Below are 22,094 nucleotides of genomic sequence, written 5' to 3'. Positions count from 1 at the left end.
TGGCGTCCAGCCATGCCGATTGCGCCAGCCTCGGTTTCAAGCCTCGGGATGCGACTCGATCAGATCTTCTTCACCGCCAAAGCCGTGCATATAAAACGCCCATTGCAGGCCGATGACAGCGCCCTTGACCGGCTGCAGCAGGACGACGGCCAGAATGATGGTCAATGGCACCCAGATGGCGATGTGCTGCCAGGTAGACAGCGTCGAGGTCGCCTCGACACCCATGAAGGCCCCGAGCACGATGTGGCCGACAATAACGACCACGAGATAGGCCGGCAGGTCGTCGGCGCGATGGTGGTGGAGCTCCTCGCCGCAATGATCGCATTTGTCGACGGTCTTGACGAAGGCGCGAAACAGCTTGCCCTCGCCGCAATGCGGGCAGCGGCCGAGCATGCCGCGCTTCATTGCTGTCCATAGCGGCCGGGCGGTCCGGCCCGAGTGATGTTCGCCACCGAAAATCCGTTCTTCCACCTGCAGTTCTGTTGGCATTACCGTCTCCTGCCGCGCGAGCCTGGACGCGATTGCGACGCCCGGGCGCGGCCTTTGGCCTTGTGGAACGACCGTTTGGAGCCGGGCAGCGGCTTGGGCTCGGTCAGCATCTCGAAACGCATCGCGCCGGCCATCGGCGCCACCTCGATCAGGCGAACCTCGACGCGATCAGCAAGCTGATAGCCCTTGCCGGTGCGTTCTCCGAAAAGCGATCGAGCAGTTTCGTCGTATATATAGTAGTCGCCGCCCAGGGTTGAAACCGGAATGAAGCCATCCGCGCCGTACTGCGGCAATTGGACAAACAGGCCCGATTTGGTGACGCCCGAGATGCGGGCGTCGAAACGGTCGTCGATGCGCTCGGCGAGATAGGCGGCGATCAGCCGGTCGACCGTGTCGCGCTCGGCGGCCATCGCGCGCCGCTCGGTCGCCGAAATCAGCGCCGAGACCTCTTCCAGCCGCTCCGCCTCGTCCTGCGTCAGGCCCCCCGGACCAAGGCCGAGTGCGGCAATCAGCCCACGATGCACGATCAGGTCGGCATAGCGACGGATCGGCGAGGTGAAATGCGCGTAGCGCTTCAGGTTGAGGCCGAAATGGCCTATATTGGCGGGCGAATATTCGGCCTGGCTCTGCGAGCGCAGCACCACTTCGTTGACCAGCCCCTCATTATCGGCGCCGCGCACGCGAGCGAGGATGCCGTTGAACTGGTTCGGCAGCATTTGCGCGCCGCGCGCCAGCGACAGGCCGAGCGTCTGCAGGAATTCACGCAGCGATTCCTGCTTGGCGAGCGAGGGCGCATCGTGGATGCGGTAGACCAGCGCCTGGCGCTTCGCCTCGAGTGTCTCGGCGGCGGCGACATTGGCCTGGATCATGAACTCTTCGATCAGTTTGTGCGCGTCGAGCCGCTCCGGCACGACGACCTTGTCGACGGTGCCGTCCTGCTTGAGCAGGATCTTGCGCTCGGGCAGATCGAGTTCGAGCGGCTGGCGGGTGTCGCGGCCGCGCTTCAGGATCGCGTAGGCGTCCCATAGCGGCTTCAGCACCGTATCGAGGATCGGGCCAGTCGTGTCGTCCGGTGCGCCGTCGATCGCCGCTTGCGCCTGCTGATAGGCGAGTTTCGCCGCAGACTTCATCATGACGCGATGGAAGGAATGTCTGAGTTTGTGGCCATCGGCCGAGAAAGTCATACGCACCGCTATCGCCGGACGATCCTGGCCCTCGCGCAGTGAACAGAGGTCGTTCGAGATGCGCTCCGGCAGCATCGGTACGACTCGGTCGGGAAAATAGACCGAATTGCCGCGCTTCAGCGCTTCGCGATCGAGCGCCGTGCCATAGCGCACGTATGCAGCGACATCGGCAATGGCGACGGTGACAATCACGCCGCCGGCGTTCTTCTCGTCGGTGTCAGGCATGGCGAACACCGCGTCGTCATGATCCTTGGCATCGGCCGGATCGATGGTGAGCAGCGGCAGCTCGCGCCAATCCTCGCGGCCGGCAAGCGTCGCCGGCTTGACCGCCTCCGCCTGGGCGATGACGTCGGCGGGGAAAATATGCGGAATGTCGTGTGCGTGGATGGCGATCATCGAGACCGCCTTTTCGCTGGTCAGCGACCCCAACACCGCCAGAACCTTGGCTCGCGGCAGCCCGTAGCGCGAGGCCCGTGCCGGCTCGACCTCGACCAGGTCGCCGTTCTTGGCGCCGTTCTGGAATTCCTTGTCGACGACCAGCTCCGGCTGACGCCTTTCCACCGGTTCGATGCGGAACGTGCCGTCCTTCAGCACACGGAAAACGCCGAGAACCGCATCGGTGCGCTTCTCGAATATCTTCATCACCCGGCCCGTATAGGCCGGACCCGCCGGATCGTCGGTCGGAAAGGTCTTGGCCAGCACGCGGTCGCCGATGCCCGGCGTCGGGCCATTGCCGCCGCGCGACACGCGGATCGCTATGACCGGAGGTTCGCCATTGCCAATCGCTTCGGTCGGGTGCGCCAGCAGCACACCGTCGGCGTCACGGCCGAAGATGTCGAGCACCGCGACGTGGGGCAGGGCGCCGACACGGGCAAGCCGCTTGCGCTCCTTGGTCAGCAGGCCTTCATCCTGCAGGTCGCGCAAGACGTCCTTCAGCCAGATACGGTCTTCGCCGCGCAGCGCAAACGCCTTGGCGATGTCGCGTTTTCCGGCGCGGTCCGGATTTTCGGCGATGTAACGCAGTATCTCGTCGCGTGAAGGCCGGTAATTGTCCCTGACCTTGGCACGGGTATCGGCGGTGCGCAGATCGCCGTGGCTTCTTCCGGAGACTTTGCGCGCCAACCCGTCCTATCCCTTTTTCCTGGCCGCCGGTTTTTTGGCCGCAGCCGGTTTCTTCGCAGGCGCGGCCGCTTTGCGGAAGGGCTTCCTGGCGCCGTTGCCGCCCTTGGCTTCCTTTTCCGCAATGAGCGCCACCGCATCCTCGATCGTCACCGATTGCGGATCCTTGCCCTTCGGCAGCGTCGCATTGACCTTGCCGAAATTCACATAAGGCCCGTATTTGCCGTCGCGCACGACTATCTTGCCGCCGCCGGCAGGATGCTCGCCTAGTTCCTTGAGCGCAGCGGCTGTGCCGCCATTGCGGCCGCCTTTGCCCTTCAATTGCTTCTCGGCGATCACCGAGACGGCGCGATTGAGGCCGATCGAGAACACGTCCTCGATGCTGTCGAGATTGGCGTAGGTGCCGTCATGCAGCACGAACGGCCCGTAGCGCCCCAGCCCGGCCGAAATCATCTTGCCGGATTCCGGATGCTTGCCGACGTCGCGCGGCAGCGACAACAAGGCGAGCGCCTTTTCGTGATCGATCGAATCGACCGTCCAGCCCTTGGGCAGGCTGGAGCGCTTGGCATCCTTGCCGTCGCCGCGCTGGATATAGGGGCCGAACCGGCCATTGCGCAGCGTGATCTCCTCGGCGGTATAGGGGTCCTTGCCGAGCACTTTGGTGCCGTCTTCACCACCGCCGTTCTCGCCATTGGGATTGGCGGCGTCGCCGAGCTGGCGGGTGAAGGAGCATTCGGGATAGTTCGAACAGCCGACGAAGGCGCCGAACTTGCCGAGCTTCAGCGACAGGTTGCCGGTACCGCATTTCGGACAGATGCGCGGGTTCGAACCGTCTTCCCGCGCGGGAAAGACCAGCGGCGCCAGTTCCTCGTTCAATGCATCGAGGACGTCGGTGACGCGCAACTCCTTGATGTCGGCGACGGCGCCGGAAAAATCCTTCCAGAAATCGCGCAGCACGTCCTTCCATGCGAGCTTGCCGTCGGAAATCTCATCGAGCTTTTCCTCCAGCGAAGCGGTGAAGTCGTACTCGACATAACGCTCGAAGAAGCTTTCGAGGAAGGCCGACAATAGCCGGCCCTTGGCCTGCGGCACCAGCTTGCGCTTGTCGATGGTGACATAGTCACGATCCTCGAGCGTCTTCAGGATCGCCGTATAAGTCGACGGCCGGCCGATGCCCAACTCTTCCAGCTTCTTGATCAGCGAAGCTTCCGAATAACGCGGCGGCGGCTCGGTGGTGTGCTGGGTGGCGTTGATCGCCTCGCGTGTGAGCTGCTCGCCGGCACGGATCTCGGGCAGGCGGCGGCTTTCCTCGTCTTCCGAATCTTCTTCCTTCTGCTCGATGTAAGCGGCAAGGAAGCCGTCGAAGCGAACAACGGAGCCTACAGCACGAAGCTCGGCGGTGCGCGGGCCGTTGATGGCCTCGACCTCGACCGTGGTGCGCTCTATCTCGGCCGGCTGCATCTGGCTGGCGATGGCGCGTTTCCAGATCATCTCGTAAAGCCGCGCCTGGTCAGCGTCGAGATACTGCCTGACGGAAGCCGGCGTGCGCATGAAATCGGTCGGACGGATCGCTTCGTGCGCCTCCTGGGCATTCTTGGCCTTGGCGGAATAGTAGCGCGGCTTTTCAGGCAGGTATTTAGGGCCGAATTCCTTGGCAATCGCATCGCGCGCGGCAGAGATCGCCTCCGGCGCCATCTGCACGCCGTCGGTTCGCATGTAGGTGATCAGGCCGGTGGTCTCACCGCCGATCTCCATGCCCTCATAGAGCCGCTGAGCCACCTGCATGGTGCGGTTGGCCGAAAAGCCGAGGCCTGATGAGGCTGCCTGCTGCAGCGTCGAGGTGGTGAAGGGCGGCCCGGGATTGCGCTTGGTCGGCTTGGCTTCGACCGACGCCGCCTTGAAGCTGGCGCCTTCGAGCATCGCTTTGATGTCGTCGGCCTGTGCCTTGTTGGAAATGTCGAGCTTTTGCAGCTTCTTGCGCTCGAAGGCGGTCAGCCGCGCCTCGAAATTATCCTTGCGCGGCGTACCGAGAATTGCGGCGACCTGCCAGTATTCCTCGCGGATGAAGCGCTCGATCTCGGATTCGCGGTCGCAGACCAGACGCAGCGCCACCGACTGGACGCGGCCGGCGGAGCGGGCGCCGGGCAGCTTGCGCCACAGCACGGGCGACAGCGTGAAGCCGACCAGATAGTCGAGCGCGCGGCGAGCGAGATAGGCATCGACCAGCGGCGCGTCGATCTGGCGCGGATTGGCCATCGCCTCCAGCACGGACGCCTTGGTGATGGCGTTGAAGACGACGCGGCTGACCGGCTTGTCCTTCAACGCGCGCTTTTGCTTCAGCACTTCCAGGACATGCCAGGAGATCGCTTCGCCCTCGCGGTCCGGATCGGTGGCGAGGATCAGCCCGTCGGCGTCCTTGACCGCCTTGGCGATATCGGCGAGACGCTTTCCAGACGCGGTGTCGACGGCCCAGGACATGGCAAAGTCCTCATCCGGACGCACCGAGCCATCCTTGGCCGGCAGATCGCGGACATGGCCGAACGAGGCCAGAACCTTGTAGTTCTTGCCGAGGTACTTGTTGATTGTCTTCGCCTTGGCCGGCGATTCGACGACGACGACGTCCATACGGTCTCATATCAGTTGTGATGCGGCAGAAGAATTCCGCTGCGCGCGACGAAATCTCGTTCAATGTGTCGCTCACATGGCCGCGCTTTTGCATCCGGTCAAGGCCAAGCAGTCAAAATGCGGCCCTGTACCGAATGCGCAACCCAACGGCGCGCCATGCGATTTCCGCAATCCTGGACAAGGGAAATGAGCAGCCTATCGCTGGACAAACCCGGCAATTGATCCTGGAGAACGGGACAAACTCTCCCGCGGATATAAGAGAAACATCGAGCACGCGCCAGCCCTGCTTGAACAGATGCTGTAAAGCGCGCAATCGGTAGCCCGGCATTTTGCTCGGACAGTCGCAAGGAAGTACCGTGCTGAAAAGCTGGCCGCCGGGGCGGTTGGGTCGAGTTCCCAGCGACCAGCCGTGTTACTGCCTGTTACAGTCGATTAGAAGCTCAAGGCCTAGTCGGCCTTGGCGATATGCCAGACGCCGCCGACACCCTCGCCGGTCACGTCGCCGGCCTTCTTGTCCTTGATGAACGTGTAGAGCGGCTTACCTTCGTAGGCCCACATCCTGGTGCCGTCGGTGCGGTCGACGATCGTCCACTCGCTCTCGGCCTTGGCGTTGGCGTCAGCCTTCAGCGGCGGCCAATTGGCGGCGCATTTGTCGTAGCAGTTCGACTTGCCCGCCTCGTCCTTGTCGTAGGTGTAGAGCGTCATGCCGCTGGCGTCGGTGTAGATCTTGGTGCCGCCGACCTCCGCTTCCTTCCACGCCTCAGCAGCGAAGGATGCGGCAGTGCCGAGCAAAAGCGCGGCCATGCCAATTGCGATCGTTTTCATGGACTTCTTCCTGGGTCATTTCGAAAAGCGTGCGGAACAACGCAGTTTCGTTTGATCAACGCTGCCTGGCTGCCCTTTCTTCCCGGGCGGGCGCCGACTTGCTACCCAATGTGATGGGGCCACGCGATGGTGATTGGCGGACGGCTGTTGTCGCGGCTATATGGCTGCGCAGTCATCGGGAGACGGAAATGGCATTGGACGTCGGCTATGTCAGTGCGATCGGGGCGGGAGCAATTTCCTTCCTGTCCCCCTGCGTGCTGCCGCTGGTGCCGCCTTACCTGTGCTATATGGCCGGCGTGTCGGTCGACGATTTCCGCGGCGAGGCCGGCATTACGGCAAAGGCCGGCGCGCGAGGCGCGCTGATTAATTCCTCAATCGCCTTCGTGCTCGGCTTCTCGACCGTCTTCGTCGCGCTCGGCGCCGGCGCCTCGACCATCGGCCATTTGCTGCGAGTCTGGCAGGAGCCGCTGGCAATGGCGGCAGGCGTGCTGATCATCCTGATGGGGCTGAATTTCCTCGGCGTACTGCGCATCCCTTTGCTTTCACGCGAGGCGCGCTTCCAGTCACAAGGCAAGCCGGCCAGCCTGATCGCCGCTTACGTCATGGGCCTGGCCTTCGCCTTTGGCTGGACGCCCTGTATCGGCCCGGTGCTGGGGCCGATCCTGACGCTTGCCGGCGGCCGCGAGACGGTGGGCGAGGGCGCGCTGCTGCTCGCCGCCTATTCGCTCGGCCTCGGTATTCCCTTCCTCGTTGCGGCGCTGTTTTCAGGCGCCTTCATGCGCTTTCTCGGGAAATTCCGCGTCCATCTCGGCCGCGTCGAAAAGGCCATCGGCGCGTTGCTGGTGGTCGCCGGCGTGTTTTTCCTGACCGGCGGCGTGCAGGCGGTATCCTATTGGTTGCTCGAGAATTTTCCGGTGCTGGGGCAATTGGGATAGGTTTGCCGCCCGACATGGGTCTGTTCAGCCTTCGAAATAGCCCGGCTGGTCGATATCAGCGATCAGCCCGGGTCCGCTCGGCTGCCACCCCAGCAGCGCCTGGGTCCGTTCGCTCGAGGTCGGGACATCCATCGCCGCGAACATAGCGAACCAGCCAAAATGATCGGCGGCTTCTTCCGCGGACTTGGCGACGACCGGCACGTTCAGGCGCCGGCCGATCACGCCGGCGATGTCCTTGAACGGCACGCCTTCTTCGGCGATCGCGTGATATCGCCCGCCATCGGCTCCATGCTCGAGCGCAAGCCGGTAGACGCGGGCGGCATCGAACCGATGCACGGCAGGCCAGCGATTGAGCCCTTCGCCGATATAGGCCGACACGCCCTTCTTGCGAGCGAGGTCGATGAGAATAGGAACAAAAGCGTGGTCGCCTTGGCCATGGACCGACGGAGGAAGGCGCACAACCGACGCGCGCACGCCGCGTGCCGCCAGCGCGGCGGCTGTCGCTTCGGAGGCGCGGGGATACGAAGCGGAAGATGGGACAGGCGCATCTTCCTCGGTCGCGATACGGCCCCGCGCCTGGAGCGCGGTCCCGGAGGTGACGAGCAGGGGCCGCTCGGAGCCTTCGAGTGCACCGCCCAAGGCCTCGATGGCGCGCCGGTCCATCTCGCAATTTTGCGCGAATTTCGAGAAGTCGTGGTTGAAGCCGGTATGGATCACTCCATCAGCTGCCGCTGCGCCCCTGCTGAGGCTTTCGAGGTCTTCGAGGTCACCTCGATGCACCTCGGCTCCGGTGGCTGCAAGCGACTTGGCCGACGCCGCCGAGCGGGCGAGGCCGAGCACCTGATGGCCGGCGCCGATGAGTTCTTGAACGACGGCAGAACCGACGAATCCGGTCGCTCCGGTAACGAAAACACGCATCACGACTTCTCCTGTCCGTTTCTGGCCACGACCATTTTCGCGGCTCAGTTGTGTCGTGATAGGCGCTTGAGAAAATACGATCTATGCGGTAAAGTCCGTATTATCTTCGCAATCGTCCGGAATGACCTGTGGATCCCCTTTCAGATGTGCTGTCGCTGCTGAAGCCGCGAAACTATATGTCGGCCGGTTTCGATGCTGGTGGTGAATGGTCGATCCAGTTCCCCGACCAGCAGCAAAGCATCAAGACCGGAGCGGTGGTCTCCGGCCGGTGCTGGCTGTCTGTGGAGGGCGTTGCTGACGCAGTGCGCCTTGAGACGGGAGACTGCTTCCTGCTGCCGAGTGGACGGCCTTTCCGCCTTGCAAGCGACATGAGCTTGACGCCTGTTGAAGCCGTCAAGATTTTTCCGCCTGCGCGAGCCGGCGGTGTCGTGACCCACAATGGCGGTGGTGATTTCTTTCTGGTCAGCAGCCGCTTCGCGCTTGGCGGCAATCATGCCGGCATGCTGTTGCGGATGCTGCCAGCCATTGTGCATATCCGCAAAGAGTCGGACCAGTCGGCGCTGCGCTGGTCTGTGGAGCGGATGATGCAGGAGCTGCGCGAGCCGCAGCCGGGCGGCTTTCTGATGATCCAGCACCTCGCCCACATGATGCTGGTTCAGGCGCTGCGGCTGCATCTTTCGGAAGGATTGAAAGGTGGCATCGGCTGGCTCTTTGCCCTCGCGGACAAACAGATCGGCGCGGCGATCAGCGCCATGCATGACGATCCGGCGCATGGCTGGACGCTACAGGAACTGGCGGAACGGGCCGGCATGTCGCGGTCGACCTTTGCGCTCAGATTCAAGGAGACGGTTGGCGCGTCGCCGATGGACTATTTGACGCGCTGGCGAATGCTGCTGGCTGGCGACCGGCTGACGAATTCCAGCGATCCCGTCGCCGTCATAGCGCTTTCGCTCGGCTACGAATCCGAAAGCGCCTTCAGCACAGCCTTCAAGCGGGTCATGAACTGTTCGCCACGGCAATACGGCCGTGGCCGAGCCCCCAGCTTCGCATCACGCAACGAGGCGGAAGCCGCCTGAGCCGATCGGCTTGAGCGTGTCGCGGGTTGGAGGTTCCACCGTCTCACCGGAATTTAACCGCATTGGTGCAGCATGGCGCCGGTGCTACTAACGCTTCAATTCCAGACCCCTTTCAACGGTTGCTGTCCCCATGAGCCAGAGATCCTGCCTGTCCATCATCCTCGCCGCCGGTGAAGGCACGCGCATGAAGAGTGCAGTGCCGAAAGTGCTGCACACAATCGCGGGCCTGCCGATGGTTGCCCATGTCGTCAAGGCGGCCGAAGCCGCCGGCAGAGGCGAATTGGCGCTGGTGATCGGCCATGGCGCCGATGAGATGCGCAAGGCTGCACTCAAGTTTGCGCCGAGGGCCGAGGCTTTCGTTCAGGAAAAACGTCTCGGCACCGCGCACGCCGTGCTTGCCGCACGTGCAGCAATATCAAAAGGTTATGACGATATCTTGGTGATGTTTGGCGACACGCCGTTGATCGATCCGGAAGCGCTCGCGGCGGCGAGGCTGAAGCTGGCGGAAGGTGCGGCCGTCGTCGTGGTCGGCTTCCGTACGGAAAATCCTTCGGGCTACGGCCGGCTTATCGAAAAGGCCGGCAAGCTCGTGGCCATCCGCGAGGAGAAGGACTGCTCGGACGAGGAGAAAAAGATCACCTTCTGCAATGGCGGGCTGATGGCGGTCGCCGGCAGGCACGCGCTGAAGCTGCTCGATCAAGTCGGCAGCAAGAACGCCAAGGGCGAGTATTATCTCACCGACATCGTCGAGATCGCCGCTGCCCAGGGACTTGATGTCGTCGCCACCGAAGCCAGTTTCGAGAACGCGCTCGGCATCAACAACCGTGCCGAGCTTGCCCAGGCGGAAGGTATCTGGCAGCAGCGCCGGCGGCGCGAGGCGATGCTTTCTGGCGTTACGCTGATCGCGCCCGAAACTGTGTTCTTCTCGCACGACACCGAGATCGGCGCCGATACGATCGTCGAACCCAATGTCTGGTTCGGGCCGGACGTGAAAATCGCGACGGGGGTCAAGATCCATGCCTTCAGCCATATCGAAGGCGCCACCATCGCGTCGGATTGCGATGTCGGGCCGTTCGCGCGGCTGCGGCCCGGGGCCGATCTGAGAACCAAGGCCAAGGTCGGCAATTTTTGCGAGGTCAAGCAGGCGATCGTCGAGGAGGGCGCGAAGGTCAACCATCTGACCTATATCGGCGATGCCCGCATCGGTGCCGGCGCCAATATCGGCGCCGGCACCATCACCTGCAATTATGACGGCTATTCGAAATTCTTCACCGATATCGGCGAGGGCGCCTTCATAGGCTCGAACTCTTCGCTGGTGGCGCCGGTGTCGATCGGCAAGGGCGGCTACATCGCCTCGGGCAGCGTCATTACCGAAAGCGTACCCGACGATGCGCTGGCTTTCGGCCGCGCCCGCCAGCGGACTCTACCCGGCAAGGGCAAGGAGTTGCGAGAGCGTTTTTCTCAGGCCGCGGCGGCCCGCAAAAAAGGGTAGACTAGCGGAACTCGGCGACAAGCTGGATTTCGCCAACGATTGCATCGTTGAAGGCCGACAGGTCTTCGGCCGGGATCCAGTATTCCAGATGCGCCCGGCTGCCGGCATGCTGGACGCTGTAACGGTCCAGAAAGCTGCGACGCACCTCGAAACGCGTCACGAAACCTGATCCGCTCGCGGGCACGTTCCAGTCTCGGGCGATCTGGGTGGCATAGGCCTCGCTGGTAACCGGATAGAAGATCGGCTGATCGGCAAGTCGAGGAGGAAAGGCGCGCATCCCTGCCCTCTGGATCAACTCCAGTTCGCGGGGACCAACCGGACGCCAAAGCGTCACCGTGTCAATTTCGTTCGTTCATAGCCGCATCATGTCTTTGACTGATTTCTGGAGCCGTTGAGCCGAGATAGGATACATAAGCGGAGAAACTGAGCAATTGCAGTAACCGGATTGCAAGTGCGCCCTGTCATGGTGCATCTGTGCAGGATAGTCCGGCTGATACCGGACGAAATGGAATGTGATTTTTCGCGACAGCCCGGCAGTCTCTAAATAGCGCCGGGTTTGAGGTCGGAATCGGGGGCAAGCGCCATGTGCGGTATCGTTGGAATTGTCGGTGACTCGCCGGTCGCGCCGCTTATCGTCGATGCGCTGAAAAGGCTCGAATATCGCGGCTATGACTCGGCCGGCGTCGCCACGATCGAGCACGGCAGGCTTGACCGCCGCCGCGCCGAGGGCAAGCTGGTCAATCTCGAGCGCCTGCTGAAGGACGAACCGCTCGACGGCATGATCGGCATCGGCCACACGCGCTGGGCCACGCATGGCGTTCCGAACGAGAGCAATGCGCATCCGCATTTTTCCGACGGCGTCGCCATCGTCCATAACGGCATCATCGAGAATTTCGCCGAATTGCGCGACGAGCTGATGCGCGACGGCTACAGCTTCGCCTCACAGACCGATACCGAAGTCGTCGCGCATCTGGTGGCGCGCGAACTGGCCAGGGGGCTGAAGCCGGTTGAGGCGGCGCACAAGGCGCTGAAGCGGCTGGAAGGCGCCTTTGCGCTCGCCATCATGTTCAAGGGCGACGAGGATCTGATCGTCGGCGCGCGCAATGGCCCGCCGCTCGCGGTCGGTCATGGCGACGGCCAGATGTTCCTTGGCTCCGACGCCATTGCGCTTGCCCCTTTCACCAATTCGATCACCTATCTGGAAGACGGCGACTGGGCGGTGGTGCGCCGCAACGAGGTCGATATCTTCGACATGGGCGGCAACAAGGTCGACCGCAAACGCCAACAGTCGCTCAGCACGAGCTTCATGGTCGACAAAGGCAACCGCCGCCATTTCATGGAAAAGGAGATCCATGAGCAGCCGGAAGTGATCTCGCACACGCTGGCGCATTATGTTGATTTCGTCGGCGGCGTCTCGAAGCCGCTCGACCTGCCGTTCGATTTCGCCAAGGTCGACCGGCTGGCGATCTCGGCCTGCGGCACCGCCTATCTCGCCGGGCTGATCAGCAAATACTGGTTCGAGCGCTATGCGCGGCTGCCGGTCGACATCGATGTCGCTTCGGAGTTCCGCTATCGCGAGATGCCGCTGTCGAAGAACGATGCCGCTTTCTTCATCTCGCAATCGGGTGAGACCGCCGACACGCTGGCGTCGCTGCGCTACTGCCGCAAGGCCGGCATGAAGATCGGCGCGGTCGTCAATGTGCGCGAATCGACCATGGCGCGCGAATCCGACGTCATCCTGCCGACATTGGCCGGCCCGGAGATCGGCGTCGCCTCGACCAAGGCGTTCACCTGCCAGCTTTCCGTGCTGGCCTCGCTGGCGGTGCGGGCCGGCGTGGCGCGCGGAACGATTTCGCAGGAGCAGGAGAAAACGCTGATACGCGAGCTGTCGGAAGCGCCGCGTTATGCCAACCAGGTGCTAAAGCTCGACGGGCAGATCGAAAAGATCGCGCGCGACCTCTCGCACTACAAGAACGTGCTTTATCTCGGCCGCGACACCAATTTTCCGCTGGCCCTGGAAGGCGCGCTGAAGCTCAAGGAAATTTCCTATATCCACGCCGAAGGCTATGCCGCCGGCGAGTTGAAACACGGCCCGATCGCGCTGATCGACGAGAACATGCCCGTCATCGTCATCGCCCCGCATGATCGTATCTTCGAAAAGACCGTCTCGAACATGCAGGAGGTGGCGGCGCGCGGCGGCAAGATCATCCTGATCACCGACAGCAAGGGCGCCGCGCACGCCACGGTGAAGACGATGGAGACGATCGTTTTGCCGGACGTGCCGGAAATCATCTCGCCGATCATCTACGCACTGCCGATCCAGATGCTCGCCTATTTCACCGCCGTGTTCATGGGCACGGATGTCGACCAGCCGCGCAATCTGGCGAAATCGGTAACGGTGGAATGATCGGTTCCAAACGGCTACCGATAGGGTCCAAGTTGATCGTTTCGTTCAAAGGCAAAGCGGTGGAAGCGGTTGCCGAGGGGAAGGCACCGAAAGGTTTTCCACCGGATCTGGTTGCCCGTGGCGAACGTCGTCTTCGAGCGATCGAAAACGCCGGACAATTGAACGATCGCCACCCGGAAATCGCCTTGAAGCCCTGAAGGGAGCAGAGCTGGGCAGCATTCAATTCGTATCAACGACCAATGCCTGCTTCAAATGGACCAACGCTGGCGCCGAAGAGGTGGAGATCGTCGACTACCATTGAGCGGGCACTTGCCCTAAACCCTTGAGGTCTCTGAACCATGCTCAAGTTCGTACGTCCAATTCACCCCGGAGAGTTCCTGCGCGAGGAATATCTCGTCCCGCTCGGTATGAGTGCCGGTGCGCTGGCGAAGAAGCTCAATCTTCCTCGTACCCGTATCGAACGCATTGCCAAGGAAGAGATCGGCCTGACTCCTGATACCGCGCTTCGCCTCGCCAGGCTCTTCAACACCACGCCGGAATTCTGGATGAATTTTCAGCAGGCTTATGAACTTGAAACCGAGGCGAAGAAACTCGCACCGGAGCTCGAGAAGATCGAACCGCTGGAAGCCGCGGCATAGTTGATCTTTTAAAAACTTCGCCATTCCAAAGCGCCTTGGGGTTCAGTAGTGTCGCGCTGCAAACACACGCTGCGGTGAACCATGTCGGATGCTCTCAAGACCTCAGGCATGACCCGGCTGAGAAACTATTTCCTGACCGGCTTCGTCGTTTGCGCGCCGCTGGCGATTACCGCCTACATTGCCTGGTCGCTGATCGGTTGGGTCGATTCCTGGGTGAAACCCTACATTCCGGTACGCTACAATCCGGACACCTACCTGCCGTTTCCAGTGCCGGGTTTTGGGCTGATCGTTGCCTTGATCCTCATCACCTTCATCGGCTTTATGACCGCCAATATCGTTGGCCGCGCCATCGTCAATTTCGGCGAGCGCCTGCTTGGCCGCATGCCGCTGGTGCGCGGCATCTACCGTTCGCTGAAGCAGATTTTCGAGACCGTGCTGTCGAACAAGGGCGACATGTTCCGCCAGGTCGGGTTGGTCGAATATCCGCGCAAAGGGGTCTGGTCGCTGGTCTTCGTCGCCAGCGAGAAGGAAACCGAGATCAACCAGAAGCTCGACCGGGAAGGCGATCCGCTGATTGCCGTATTCATGCCATGTACGCCCAACCCGACGACGGGCTTTCTGATGTATGTGCCGAAATCCGACATTGTGCTGCTCGACATGACAATCGAGGACGGAGCCAAGCTGATCGTGTCGGCCGGCTTGGTGGCGCCGGCGGTCAAAATGGTGACGGTGAATGGCGAGCAGATCCACGGCGCGCTTGCCAATCCGCCGCTCGACACGATGCCTCAGCCGGCACGCAGGAGCCGCACGGCCTCGTCGCGGCCGAACAGATAGAGCAACAGGCGCAGCGCCGTGCCGCGTTCGGACTGCAATTCCGGATCGCGCGACAGGATCAGCCGCGCATCGTCGCGAGCGGCCTCGAGCAGGTCGGCATGCGCCTCGATGCGCGCCACCTGGAAGCCCGGCGTGCCGGACTGGCGGGTGCCGAGCAACTCGCCTTCGCCGCGCAGCTTCAGATCCTCTTCGGCGATACGGAAGCCGTCCTCGGTCTCGCGCATTACCGACAAACGGCGTTTTGCCGTCTCGCCGAGCGGATCCTTGTAGAGCAGCACGCACGATGAAGGCTTGTCGCCACGCCCGACCCGGCCGCGCAATTGGTGCAGTTGGGCGAGGCCAAAACGCTCGGCATGCTCGATGACCATGATCGTCGCGTCCGGCACATCGACGCCGACCTCGATGACGGTGGTGGCGATCAGGATACGGGTGTCGCCCTGCTTGAAGGCGCGCATCGCCTCGTCCTTGTCGGCGCCTTTCATGCGACCATGCACCAGGCCGACGCGGTCGCCGAACAGCGGCTTCAGCGAGGCAAAACGGTCCTCGGCCGACATCAGCTTGATCTCCTCGGATTCCTCGACCAGCGGACAGATCCAGTAGATTTTCTGGCCATCGGCGACGGCGTCGAGCATGCGTCCGATCAGTTCGTCGAGCCGTTCAAGCGGCAAGGTGACGGTGCGGATCGGCTGGCGGCCGGCCGGCTTTTCCGTCAGCTTCGACACATCCATGTCGCCGAATGCAGTCAGCACCAGCGTCCGCGGTATCGGCGTTGCCGTCATCACCAGCATGTCGGGCGCGTCGCCCTTGGCGGTAATGGCAAGGCGCTGGTGGACGCCGAAACGGTGCTGCTCGTCGACGACGGCGAACACGAGGTCACGGAACGTCACCGTTTCCTGGAACAGCGCATGGGTGCCGACGACGATGTCGATGTCACCATTGGCCAGTCCGGTCAGCGTGTCGGCACGCTCGCGGCCCTTTTCGCGACCTGTGAGGACGGCGACACGCAGGCCGGCCCGTTCCGCCAACGGCGCAATCGTTGCCAGATGCTGGCGCGCCAGGATTTCGGTCGGCGCCATCAATGCCGCCTGGCCGCCGGCCTCGACGGCACGCGCCATGGCAAGCAGCGCGACCACCGTCTTGCCGGAGCCGACATCGCCCTGCAAAAGGCGCAGCATGCGTTCGGGGTCACCGAGATCGGCGTTGATTTCGGCAAGCGCCATTTCCTGCGACATGGTCAGCGAATAGGGGAGTGCCACGCGCAGTTGTTCGACTATGCGGCCGTCGCCGACGAGTGGCCGGCCAGATAATCGGCGGACCTTGGCCCGCACCAGCGCCAGCGATACCTGGCCGGCCAAGAACTCGTCATAGGCAAGGCGCCGCCACGCTGCGCCGTCGACAGAGACGTCGATCGGGTCGGCAGGATTGTGGATGCGGTTGAGCGCATCGCTGAAAGCAGGAAAGGCATGGCGGCGCCGGAACTCACCGTCCTGCCATTCGGGTAGCACCGGCAGGCGGGCCAGCGCCTGGCCGATGGCCCGGCGCAGCACCTTGCCCGAGAGCCCGGCGGTCAGCGGATAGACCGGCTCGACCAGCGGCAGGTTTTCCGCGTCACCGGCAAGTGCGATATGGTCGGGGTGAACCATGGTCGGGCGGCCGTTGAACCATTCCATGCGGCCGGAGACGACGACATGCTCGCCTACGGGCATTGCTTTTTCGAGATAGGCGGCATGGGCATGGAAGAAGGTCAGCGCGATCTCGCCGGTGTCGTCATGGGCGTAGACCCGGTACGGGACCGACCTGTTGCCGCGTGGCGGCGGCTGGTGGCGGTCGATGCGGACGTCGAGCGTAACGATGGCGCCTTCCGCCGAGCCGGCGATGCCAGGCCGGTTGCGGCGGTCGATGACAGTATGCGGCAGCACGAACAAGAGATCCCCGGCGCGCGCGGCCCGGTCGCCGAGGTCGGCTGCTACGACTTTTTCGATCAGGGCGCCAACTTTTGGCCCGACCCCGGCAAGCGAGGTGATCGGGACAAACAGCGGATCGAGGAGGGAGGGACGCATGATGTCAGCTTATGTTGCGGCGACTGTAGCGCAAGGCTGACACCGCCTTCTATCCACGCTATATGCGCCGCCTGGGCAAGGATGTTGCAAGATGACCGGAACGAAACGATCAAGCGAGGGGCTCGATGCCCGCCGCCGCAAGCTTCTGTTTCGTTCGTGGCACCGCGGCATGCGCGAGATGGACCTTATACTCGGCAGCTTCGCCGATGCCGAGATCGGCGCCTTGACCGGCGACGAAATCGACCAATATGAGAGGCTCCTCGACATTCCCGACACCGAATTCCTGCCTCTCGTCACTGGCGAACGCCCGGTTCCGGCGGATATCGACTGTACCGTCCTGCAAAAAATCCTGGCTTCGCGCCGGGAGATGACCTTCTGAACAACGTGTAGCCATGAGCCTTATCCCTACGATCGGTCTGCCGAAAGGCCGCGCCGGCCAGTTCATCGTCGATGGCGTCGCCGACGGCTACGAAGCCTTTGCGCTGGTGCAGGCTGCGCACGAGATCGCCCCTGACAAGCCGGTGCTGTTCGTGGCGCGCGACGGCCAGCGTCTGCCGGCGATCGTCGAGGCGCTTGCCTTTGCCGCGCCGGGCCTGCCGGTGCTGGAACTGCCGGCCTGGGACTGCCTGCCTTACGACCGCGTCTCGCCCGGCGCCGACGCCGCCGCAAGGCGGCTCGATGCGCTGGCAGCGATGATCGCGCTGGCGAAGAAGCCGCACCGCGCCGTCATTCTCACCACCGCGAACGCCTTGCTTCAACGCATTCCGCCGGCGGAACTCGTCGAGGCGCAGACCTTTCACGCCAAGCCCGGCAACCAGATCGACATGAACGCGCTGGTGTCACGGCTGGAGACTTCCGGCTTCGAGCGGGTGCCGACGGTGCGCGGCATCGGCGAATTTGCCGTGCGCGGCGGCATTCTCGATCTCTTCGCGCCCGGCTGGACGGAGGCACTGCGCCTCGATTTCTTCGGCGATACGCTGGAATCGATCCGCGTCTTCGACACCGCAACCCAGCGCACCATCGGCCAACGCAAGTCGATGGCGCTGCAGGCGATGAGCGAGGTGGCGCTGACGCCGGAAACCATCAGCCGCTTCCGCCGCGCCTACATCGAAGCCTTTGGCGCGCCCTCGCGCGACGATGGGCTCTATGCGGCGGTCAGCGAGGGCAGGCGGTTTGCCGGCATGGAGCACTGGCTGCCGTTCTTCTATGAGCGGCTGGAAACCGTGTTCGATTACCTGCCGGATGCGCCCGTGGTGTTTGATCATCTGGCGCATGAGGCACTGGCCGAGCGCCACACTCTGATCCTCGATCATTACGAGGCGCGAAAAAAACAGGCCGACGGCGCCTTGAAGGATGCCGTGCCCTACAAGCCGGTGTCGCCGGATCAGCTTTATCTGTCGCCCGAGAACCTGATTGCCTCGCTTGGTCCGCGCGAAGCGATCGACTTCACCTCCTTCGACGCGCCCGATGCCGGTGCGAAAAAGGTGTTCCATGCCGGCTCGCGCCATGGCCGCAGCTTCGTCGAGGAACGCGCCGACCCTAACGCCAACGTCTTCGACGTCGTCGTCAAACACATTTCCGACGAGCGCGCTGCACGCCGCCGTGTCGTCGTCGCCGGCTGGACTGAAGGTTCGCTCGACCGGCTCGGCCAGATCCTGGTCGAGCATCACCTTGGCAATCTGGAGCCGGTGGCGACGCTTGCCGAAGCCGAAAGGCTTGAGCCAGGGCAGGCGGCCCTGGCCGTGCTGCCGCTCGAATCCGGCTTCGAGACCGAGAAACTGGTCGTCGTCGCCGAGCAGGACATTCTCGGCGACCGGCTGATCCGGCGCTCGAAGCGCAAGAAGCGCGCGTCCGACTTCATCGCCGAGGCTTCGGCATTGTCTTCAGGCGATATCGTCGTGCATGCCGACCATGGCATTGGCCGCTTCATCGGGCTGCGCACCATCGAGGCGGTCGGTGCGCCGCACGATTGCCTTGAAATCCACTATGCCGGCGACGATCGGCTGTTCTTGCCGGTGGAAAACATCGAGCTGCTGTCGCGCTATGGCTCGGATTCGGCCGAGGCGACGCTCGACAAGCTTGGCGGCGGCGCCTGGCAATCGCGCAAGGCACGGCTGAAGAAACGTCTGCTCGACATGGCCGGGCAGCTGATCCGCATCGCCGCCGAGCGACAAATGCGGGCCGCACCGGCGCTGGTGCCGGCGGAAGGCCTCTATGGCGAGTTTGCGGCGCGTTTCCCCTATGAAGAAACCGACGACCAGCAAACGGCAATCGATTCGGTCATGGGTGATCTGGGCGCTGGAAAGCCGATGGATCGGCTGATCTGCGGCGATGTCGGCTTCGGCAAGACCGAAGTCGCGCTTCGTGCCGCCTTCATCGCGGCGATGGAAGGCTTTCAGGTCGCGGTGGTGGTGCCGACGACATTGTTGTCGCGCCAGCATTTCAAGACCTTCTCGCAGCGCTTCTCCGGCCTGCCGATCCGCGTCGCCCAGGCCTCGCGGCTGGTCGGCGCCAAGGAACTGGCCGAGACCAAGAAGGGCGTCGCCGAAGGCCAAGTCGACATTGTCATCGGCACGCACGCACTGCTCGGCTCCTCGATCTCGTTCAAGAATCTCGGCCTGCTGATCATCGACGAGGAGCAGCATTTCGGCGTCAAGCACAAGGAGCGGCTGAAGGATCTCAAGACCGACGTCCACGTTCTGACGCTGTCGGCGACGCCGATCCCGCGAACGCTTCAGCTTGCCTTGACCGGGGTGCGTGAGCTGTCGCTGATCGCCACGCCGCCGGTCGATCGCATGGCCGTGCGTACCTTCATCTCCCCTTTCGATCCGCTGGTCATCCGCGAGACGCTGCTGCGCGAGCGCTACCGTGGCGGCCATTCCTTCTACGTCGTACCGCGTATCAGCGATCTCACGGAAATCCATGATTTCCTGCGCGAATCCGTGCCTGAGCTGAAAGTGGCGGTGGCCCACGGCCAGATGCCGCCCGGCGAGCTCGACGATATCATGAATGCCTTTTATGACGGCCAGTACGATGTGCTTTTGTCGACCACCATCGTCGAATCCGGCCTCGATATACCGACCGCCAATACGCTGATCGTACACCGCGCCGACATGTTCGGCCTGTCTCAGCTCTATCAGTTGCGTGGCCGCGTCGGCCGTTCGAAGGTGCGCGCCTATGCGCTGTTCACTCTGCCCGCCAACCGCAAGCTAACCGATACAGCCGAGCGTCGGCTGAAAGTGCTGCAATCGCTCGATACGCTAGGCGCCGGTTTCCAGCTGGCCAGCCACGACCTCGACATCCGCGGCGCCGGCAATCTGCTTGGCGAAGAGCAGTCGGGCCACATCAAGGAGGTCGGCTTCGAGCTCTACCAGCAGATGCTGGAGGAGGCGGTGGCCGAAGTGAAGGATTCCGGCGAGGTGCAGGACGGCGGCTGGTCGCCGCAGATCGCCGTCGGCACGGCGGTGATGATCCCGGAAAGCTACGTCCCGGATCTGCAGCTCAGGCTGGCGCTCTATCGCCGTCTTGGCGATCTCGAAAATACGGAAGAGATCGATGCTTTCGGCGCCGAGCTGATCGACCGGTTCGGACCGTTGCCGGAAGAGGTAAAGCATCTGTTGAAGATCGTCTTCATCAAGGCGCTTTGCCGCAAGGCCAACGTGGAGAAGCTCGACGCCGGGCCGAAAGGTGTCGTCGTCCATTTCCGCAAGCGGGAATTCCCCAATCCGGTCGGGCTGGTCAAGCTCATCGGCGAACAGGGCTCGCTGGCCAAGATCCGACCCGACCAGAGCGTCGTCTTCAGCCGTGACTGGGCGACGCCCGAGAAGCGGCTGGCTGGCTCAGCGGTTGTCATGACGCAGCTGGCGCGGCTGGTGGAGAAGGCGGCGTAGCAGCGCGTGGCTGGTGCTCTGGGCACAGCCGCATCGGCACTTTCGCAGTGCCGTGCTCATTCGCCACGCGACCACTTCCGGTCTAGAATAGGAAATCGGCTTCGTGTATGGAGCCGCGACCCCATATGGGGCGGATTGGCGGGCGATGGCGTCCGTGTGAAAGAGCGTTAGGTGCTTCGATGACGAAATGGTCGCCGAATTCGTGGAGAGCCAAGCCGATCCAGCAGGTTCCTGCCTATCCGGATCTTGCCGCGCTGAGGAACACGGAAGCCCAGCTTGCCACGTTTCCGCCGTTGGTTTTTGCAGGTGAGGCACGCAAGCTGAAGAAGCAGCTTGCAGCCGTCGCTGCCGGTGACGCATTCCTTCTGCAGGGCGGCGATTGCGCCGAGAGCTTCGCCGAGCATGGCGCCGACAATATCCGCGACTTCTTCCGCGTCTTCCTGCAGATGTCGGTGGTGCTGACCTTCGCCGGCGCCCAGCCGGTGGTGAAGGTCGGCCGTGTCGCCGGCCAGTTCGCCAAGCCGCGCTCGTCCGACAATGAGACCAAGGGCGGTGTAACGCTGCCGAGCTATCGCGGCGACATCATCAATGGCATCGAGTTCGACGCCAAGTCGCGCATTCCCGATCCTGCAAGACAGGAGATGGCGTACCGCCAATCGGCGGCGACGCTCAACCTTTTGCGTGCCTTCGCCCAGGGCGGCTACGCCAGCCTGGAGAACGTGCATCAATGGATGCTCGGCTTCGTGTCCGACAGCCCGCAGGGCGAGAAATACGAATCGCTCGCCAACCGCATCACCGAGACGATGGACTTCATGAAGGCCGTCGGCATCACCTCGGAGACCAATTACGCGCTGCGCGAGACGGATTTCTACACCAGCCACGAAGCGTTGCTGCTCGGCTACGAGGAGGCGCTGACCCGCGTCGATTCGACCTCCGGCGACTGGTACGCCACCTCTGGCCACATGATCTGGATCGGTGATCGCACGCGCCAACCCGACCATGCGCATGTCGAATATTGCCGCGGCATCAAGAACCCGCTCGGGCTGAAATGCGGTCCGTCGCTGACGCCGGATGGCCTGTTGCAGCTCATCGACCTGCTCAATCCGGAGAACGAGCCCGGCCGGCTGACGCTGATCGCCCGCTTCGGCTCCGACAAGGTTGCCGACCATCTGCCCAAACTGCTGCGCGCGGTGCAGAAGGAAGGCCGCAGCGTGGTGTGGTCGTCCGACCCGATGCACGGCAATACGATCGAGGCCGCCGGCTACAAGACACGGCCATTCGACCGCATCCTGAAGGAGGTGCAGACCTTCTTCGAGGTGCACCGCGCCGAAGGCACGCATCCGGGCGGCATCCATGTCGAGATGACCGGCAAGAACGTCACGGAATGCACCGGTGGCGCCCGCGCCATCACCGCCGAAGAGCTGCAGGACCGCTACCACACCCATTGCGATCCGCGCCTCAACGCTGACCAGGCGATCGAGTTGGCGTTCCTGGTCTCCGATCTGCTCAAGAAGACCCATCCGGTCCAGCACAAGCAGGCCGTTAACGGCTGATATGATCTGAACTTTGATGTCATTGAAGAAGCGCCGGGCGAAAACCGGC

16 protein-coding genes and 1 pseudogene are annotated in these 22,094 nt (G+C 63.0%); 10 read left to right on the top strand and 7 right to left on the bottom strand.

Going from position 1 to position 22,094, the window contains the following annotated elements:
* Positions 1 to 36: 36 nt before the first annotated feature.
* The 4 genes from NKJ81_RS12710 to NKJ81_RS12695 all read right to left on the bottom strand — a co-directional run bounded on the left by NKJ81_RS12710 (position 37) and on the right by NKJ81_RS12695 (position 6,242).
* Positions 37 to 489, bottom strand: a complete 453-nt coding sequence (locus tag NKJ81_RS12710; protein WP_023679976.1) for a DUF983 domain-containing protein — start codon at positions 487 to 489, stop codon at positions 37 to 39.
* On the bottom strand, positions 489 to 2,795 hold the full coding sequence (gene rnr / locus NKJ81_RS12705; RefSeq protein WP_502898793.1) for a ribonuclease R: 2,307 nt from the start codon (positions 2,793 to 2,795) through the stop codon (positions 489 to 491). Before rnr ends, NKJ81_RS12710 begins: the two co-directional genes overlap by 1 nt.
* Before the next feature lie 6 nt (positions 2,796 to 2,801).
* Positions 2,802 to 5,417 (bottom strand): type I DNA topoisomerase, encoded by a 2,616-nt coding sequence (gene topA, locus NKJ81_RS12700; RefSeq protein WP_352471768.1) that lies wholly within the window; start codon positions 5,415 to 5,417, stop codon positions 2,802 to 2,804.
* Between the two features lie 447 nt (positions 5,418 to 5,864).
* The gene (locus NKJ81_RS12695) at positions 5,865 to 6,242 is read right to left on the bottom strand and encodes a COG4315 family predicted lipoprotein (RefSeq protein WP_352540636.1); all 378 of its coding nucleotides are present in this window, start codon (positions 6,240 to 6,242) and stop codon (positions 5,865 to 5,867) included.
* 188 nt (positions 6,243 to 6,430) lie between these two features.
* Here NKJ81_RS12695 and NKJ81_RS12690 point away from each other — a divergent pair, with 188 nt between their 5' ends.
* The gene (locus NKJ81_RS12690; RefSeq protein WP_352471765.1) at positions 6,431 to 7,177 is read left to right on the top strand and encodes a cytochrome c biogenesis CcdA family protein; all 747 of its coding nucleotides are present in this window, start codon (positions 6,431 to 6,433) and stop codon (positions 7,175 to 7,177) included.
* A gap of 24 nt (positions 7,178 to 7,201) precedes the next feature.
* On the opposite strand, the gene NKJ81_RS12685 is transcribed toward NKJ81_RS12690, so the two are convergent.
* Complete coding sequence (locus NKJ81_RS12685) at positions 7,202 to 8,095, bottom strand: SDR family oxidoreductase (protein WP_352540635.1); 894 nt, start codon at positions 8,093 to 8,095, stop codon at positions 7,202 to 7,204.
* 128 nt (positions 8,096 to 8,223) lie between these two features.
* Here NKJ81_RS12685 and NKJ81_RS12680 point away from each other — a divergent pair, with 128 nt between their 5' ends.
* Positions 8,224 to 9,171: an AraC family transcriptional regulator gene (locus NKJ81_RS12680; protein WP_352502464.1), complete on the top strand. Its 948-nt coding sequence runs from the start codon at positions 8,224 to 8,226 to the stop codon at positions 9,169 to 9,171.
* Between the two features lie 130 nt (positions 9,172 to 9,301).
* The gene (gene glmU, locus NKJ81_RS12675) at positions 9,302 to 10,663 is read left to right on the top strand and encodes a bifunctional UDP-N-acetylglucosamine diphosphorylase/glucosamine-1-phosphate N-acetyltransferase GlmU (protein WP_352540634.1); all 1,362 of its coding nucleotides are present in this window, start codon (positions 9,302 to 9,304) and stop codon (positions 10,661 to 10,663) included.
* Position 10,664: 1 nt separating this feature from the next.
* Here glmU and NKJ81_RS12670 read toward each other — a convergent pair whose 3' ends face one another.
* Positions 10,665 to 10,958: a hypothetical protein gene (locus NKJ81_RS12670; RefSeq protein WP_352471802.1), complete on the bottom strand. Its 294-nt coding sequence runs from the start codon at positions 10,956 to 10,958 to the stop codon at positions 10,665 to 10,667.
* A gap of 288 nt (positions 10,959 to 11,246) precedes the next feature.
* Between NKJ81_RS12670 and glmS the strand changes: the two genes are divergently transcribed.
* The 4 genes and pseudogenes from glmS to NKJ81_RS12650 all read left to right on the top strand — a co-directional run bounded on the left by glmS (position 11,247) and on the right by NKJ81_RS12650 (position 14,542).
* The gene (gene glmS / locus NKJ81_RS12665; protein ID WP_352540633.1) at positions 11,247 to 13,070 is read left to right on the top strand and encodes a glutamine--fructose-6-phosphate transaminase (isomerizing); all 1,824 of its coding nucleotides are present in this window, start codon (positions 11,247 to 11,249) and stop codon (positions 13,068 to 13,070) included.
* A gap of 32 nt (positions 13,071 to 13,102) precedes the next feature.
* Positions 13,103 to 13,371 (top strand): annotated as a pseudogene (locus NKJ81_RS12660) (type II toxin-antitoxin system RelE/ParE family toxin).
* Between the two features lie 37 nt (positions 13,372 to 13,408).
* The gene (locus NKJ81_RS12655; RefSeq protein WP_352540632.1) at positions 13,409 to 13,708 is read left to right on the top strand and encodes a HigA family addiction module antitoxin; all 300 of its coding nucleotides are present in this window, start codon (positions 13,409 to 13,411) and stop codon (positions 13,706 to 13,708) included.
* Positions 13,709 to 13,789: 81 nt separating this feature from the next.
* Positions 13,790 to 14,542: a DUF502 domain-containing protein gene (locus NKJ81_RS12650; RefSeq protein ID WP_023680026.1), complete on the top strand. Its 753-nt coding sequence runs from the start codon at positions 13,790 to 13,792 to the stop codon at positions 14,540 to 14,542.
* Here NKJ81_RS12650 and recG read toward each other — a convergent pair.
* Positions 14,494 to 16,602 carry an ATP-dependent DNA helicase RecG gene (recG, locus tag NKJ81_RS12645; RefSeq protein WP_352540631.1) on the bottom strand — a complete coding sequence of 703 codons (2,109 nt, stop codon included), beginning with the start codon at positions 16,600 to 16,602 and terminating at the stop codon, positions 14,494 to 14,496. The two genes, NKJ81_RS12650 and recG, sit on opposite strands and share 49 nt — an antisense overlap.
* A gap of 91 nt (positions 16,603 to 16,693) precedes the next feature.
* On the opposite strand from recG, the gene NKJ81_RS12640 reads away from it, so the two are divergent.
* The 3 genes from NKJ81_RS12640 (at position 16,694) to NKJ81_RS12630 (ending at position 22,045) form a co-directional block, all read left to right on the top strand.
* A complete protein-coding gene (locus NKJ81_RS12640) occupies positions 16,694 to 16,981 on the top strand; it encodes an FAD assembly factor SdhE (RefSeq protein ID WP_352471754.1) in 288 nt (95 codons plus the stop codon).
* Positions 16,982 to 16,994: 13 nt separating this feature from the next.
* Positions 16,995 to 20,492 (top strand): transcription-repair coupling factor, encoded by a 3,498-nt coding sequence (mfd, locus tag NKJ81_RS12635; RefSeq protein ID WP_352502470.1) that lies wholly within the window; start codon positions 16,995 to 16,997, stop codon positions 20,490 to 20,492.
* A 179-nt stretch (positions 20,493 to 20,671) separates the two neighbouring features.
* Entirely contained in the window at positions 20,672 to 22,045 is a 1,374-nt protein-coding gene (locus NKJ81_RS12630; RefSeq protein WP_352540630.1) for a class II 3-deoxy-7-phosphoheptulonate synthase, read from the top strand.
* Positions 22,046 to 22,094 lie beyond the last annotated feature (49 nt).

Source organism: Mesorhizobium sp. M0018 (assembly GCF_040323955.1).
Taxonomy (GTDB): Bacteria; Pseudomonadota; Alphaproteobacteria; order Rhizobiales; family Rhizobiaceae; genus Mesorhizobium.
The sequence above is the reverse complement of the archived record's forward strand: the minus strand, read 5'-3'. Positions and strand labels throughout refer to the sequence as shown.

Excerpts from the sequence above, each read along its gene's own strand:
- NKJ81_RS12710 (WP_023679976.1), bottom strand. The coding sequence starts at position 489 with ATGCCAACAGAACTGCAGGTGGAAGAACGGATTTTCGGTGGCGAACAT.
- topA (WP_352471768.1), bottom strand. The coding sequence starts at position 5,417 with ATGGACGTCGTCGTCGTCGAATCGCCGGCCAAGGCGAAGACAATCAAC.
- NKJ81_RS12695 (WP_352540636.1), bottom strand. The coding sequence starts at position 6,242 with ATGAAAACGATCGCAATTGGCATGGCCGCGCTTTTGCTCGGCACTGCC.
- NKJ81_RS12690 (WP_352471765.1), top strand. The coding sequence starts at position 6,431 with ATGGCATTGGACGTCGGCTATGTCAGTGCGATCGGGGCGGGAGCAATT.
- NKJ81_RS12685 (WP_352540635.1), bottom strand. The coding sequence starts at position 8,095 with ATGCGTGTTTTCGTTACCGGAGCGACCGGATTCGTCGGTTCTGCCGTC.
- glmU (WP_352540634.1), top strand. The coding sequence starts at position 9,302 with ATGAGCCAGAGATCCTGCCTGTCCATCATCCTCGCCGCCGGTGAAGGC.
- glmS (WP_352540633.1), top strand. The coding sequence starts at position 11,247 with ATGTGCGGTATCGTTGGAATTGTCGGTGACTCGCCGGTCGCGCCGCTT.
- NKJ81_RS12655 (WP_352540632.1), top strand. The coding sequence starts at position 13,409 with ATGCTCAAGTTCGTACGTCCAATTCACCCCGGAGAGTTCCTGCGCGAG.
- NKJ81_RS12650 (WP_023680026.1), top strand. The coding sequence starts at position 13,790 with ATGTCGGATGCTCTCAAGACCTCAGGCATGACCCGGCTGAGAAACTAT.
- recG (WP_352540631.1), bottom strand. The coding sequence starts at position 16,602 with ATGCGTCCCTCCCTCCTCGATCCGCTGTTTGTCCCGATCACCTCGCTT.
- NKJ81_RS12640 (WP_352471754.1), top strand. The coding sequence starts at position 16,694 with ATGACCGGAACGAAACGATCAAGCGAGGGGCTCGATGCCCGCCGCCGC.
- mfd (WP_352502470.1), top strand. The coding sequence starts at position 16,995 with ATGAGCCTTATCCCTACGATCGGTCTGCCGAAAGGCCGCGCCGGCCAG.
- NKJ81_RS12630 (WP_352540630.1), top strand. The coding sequence starts at position 20,672 with ATGACGAAATGGTCGCCGAATTCGTGGAGAGCCAAGCCGATCCAGCAG.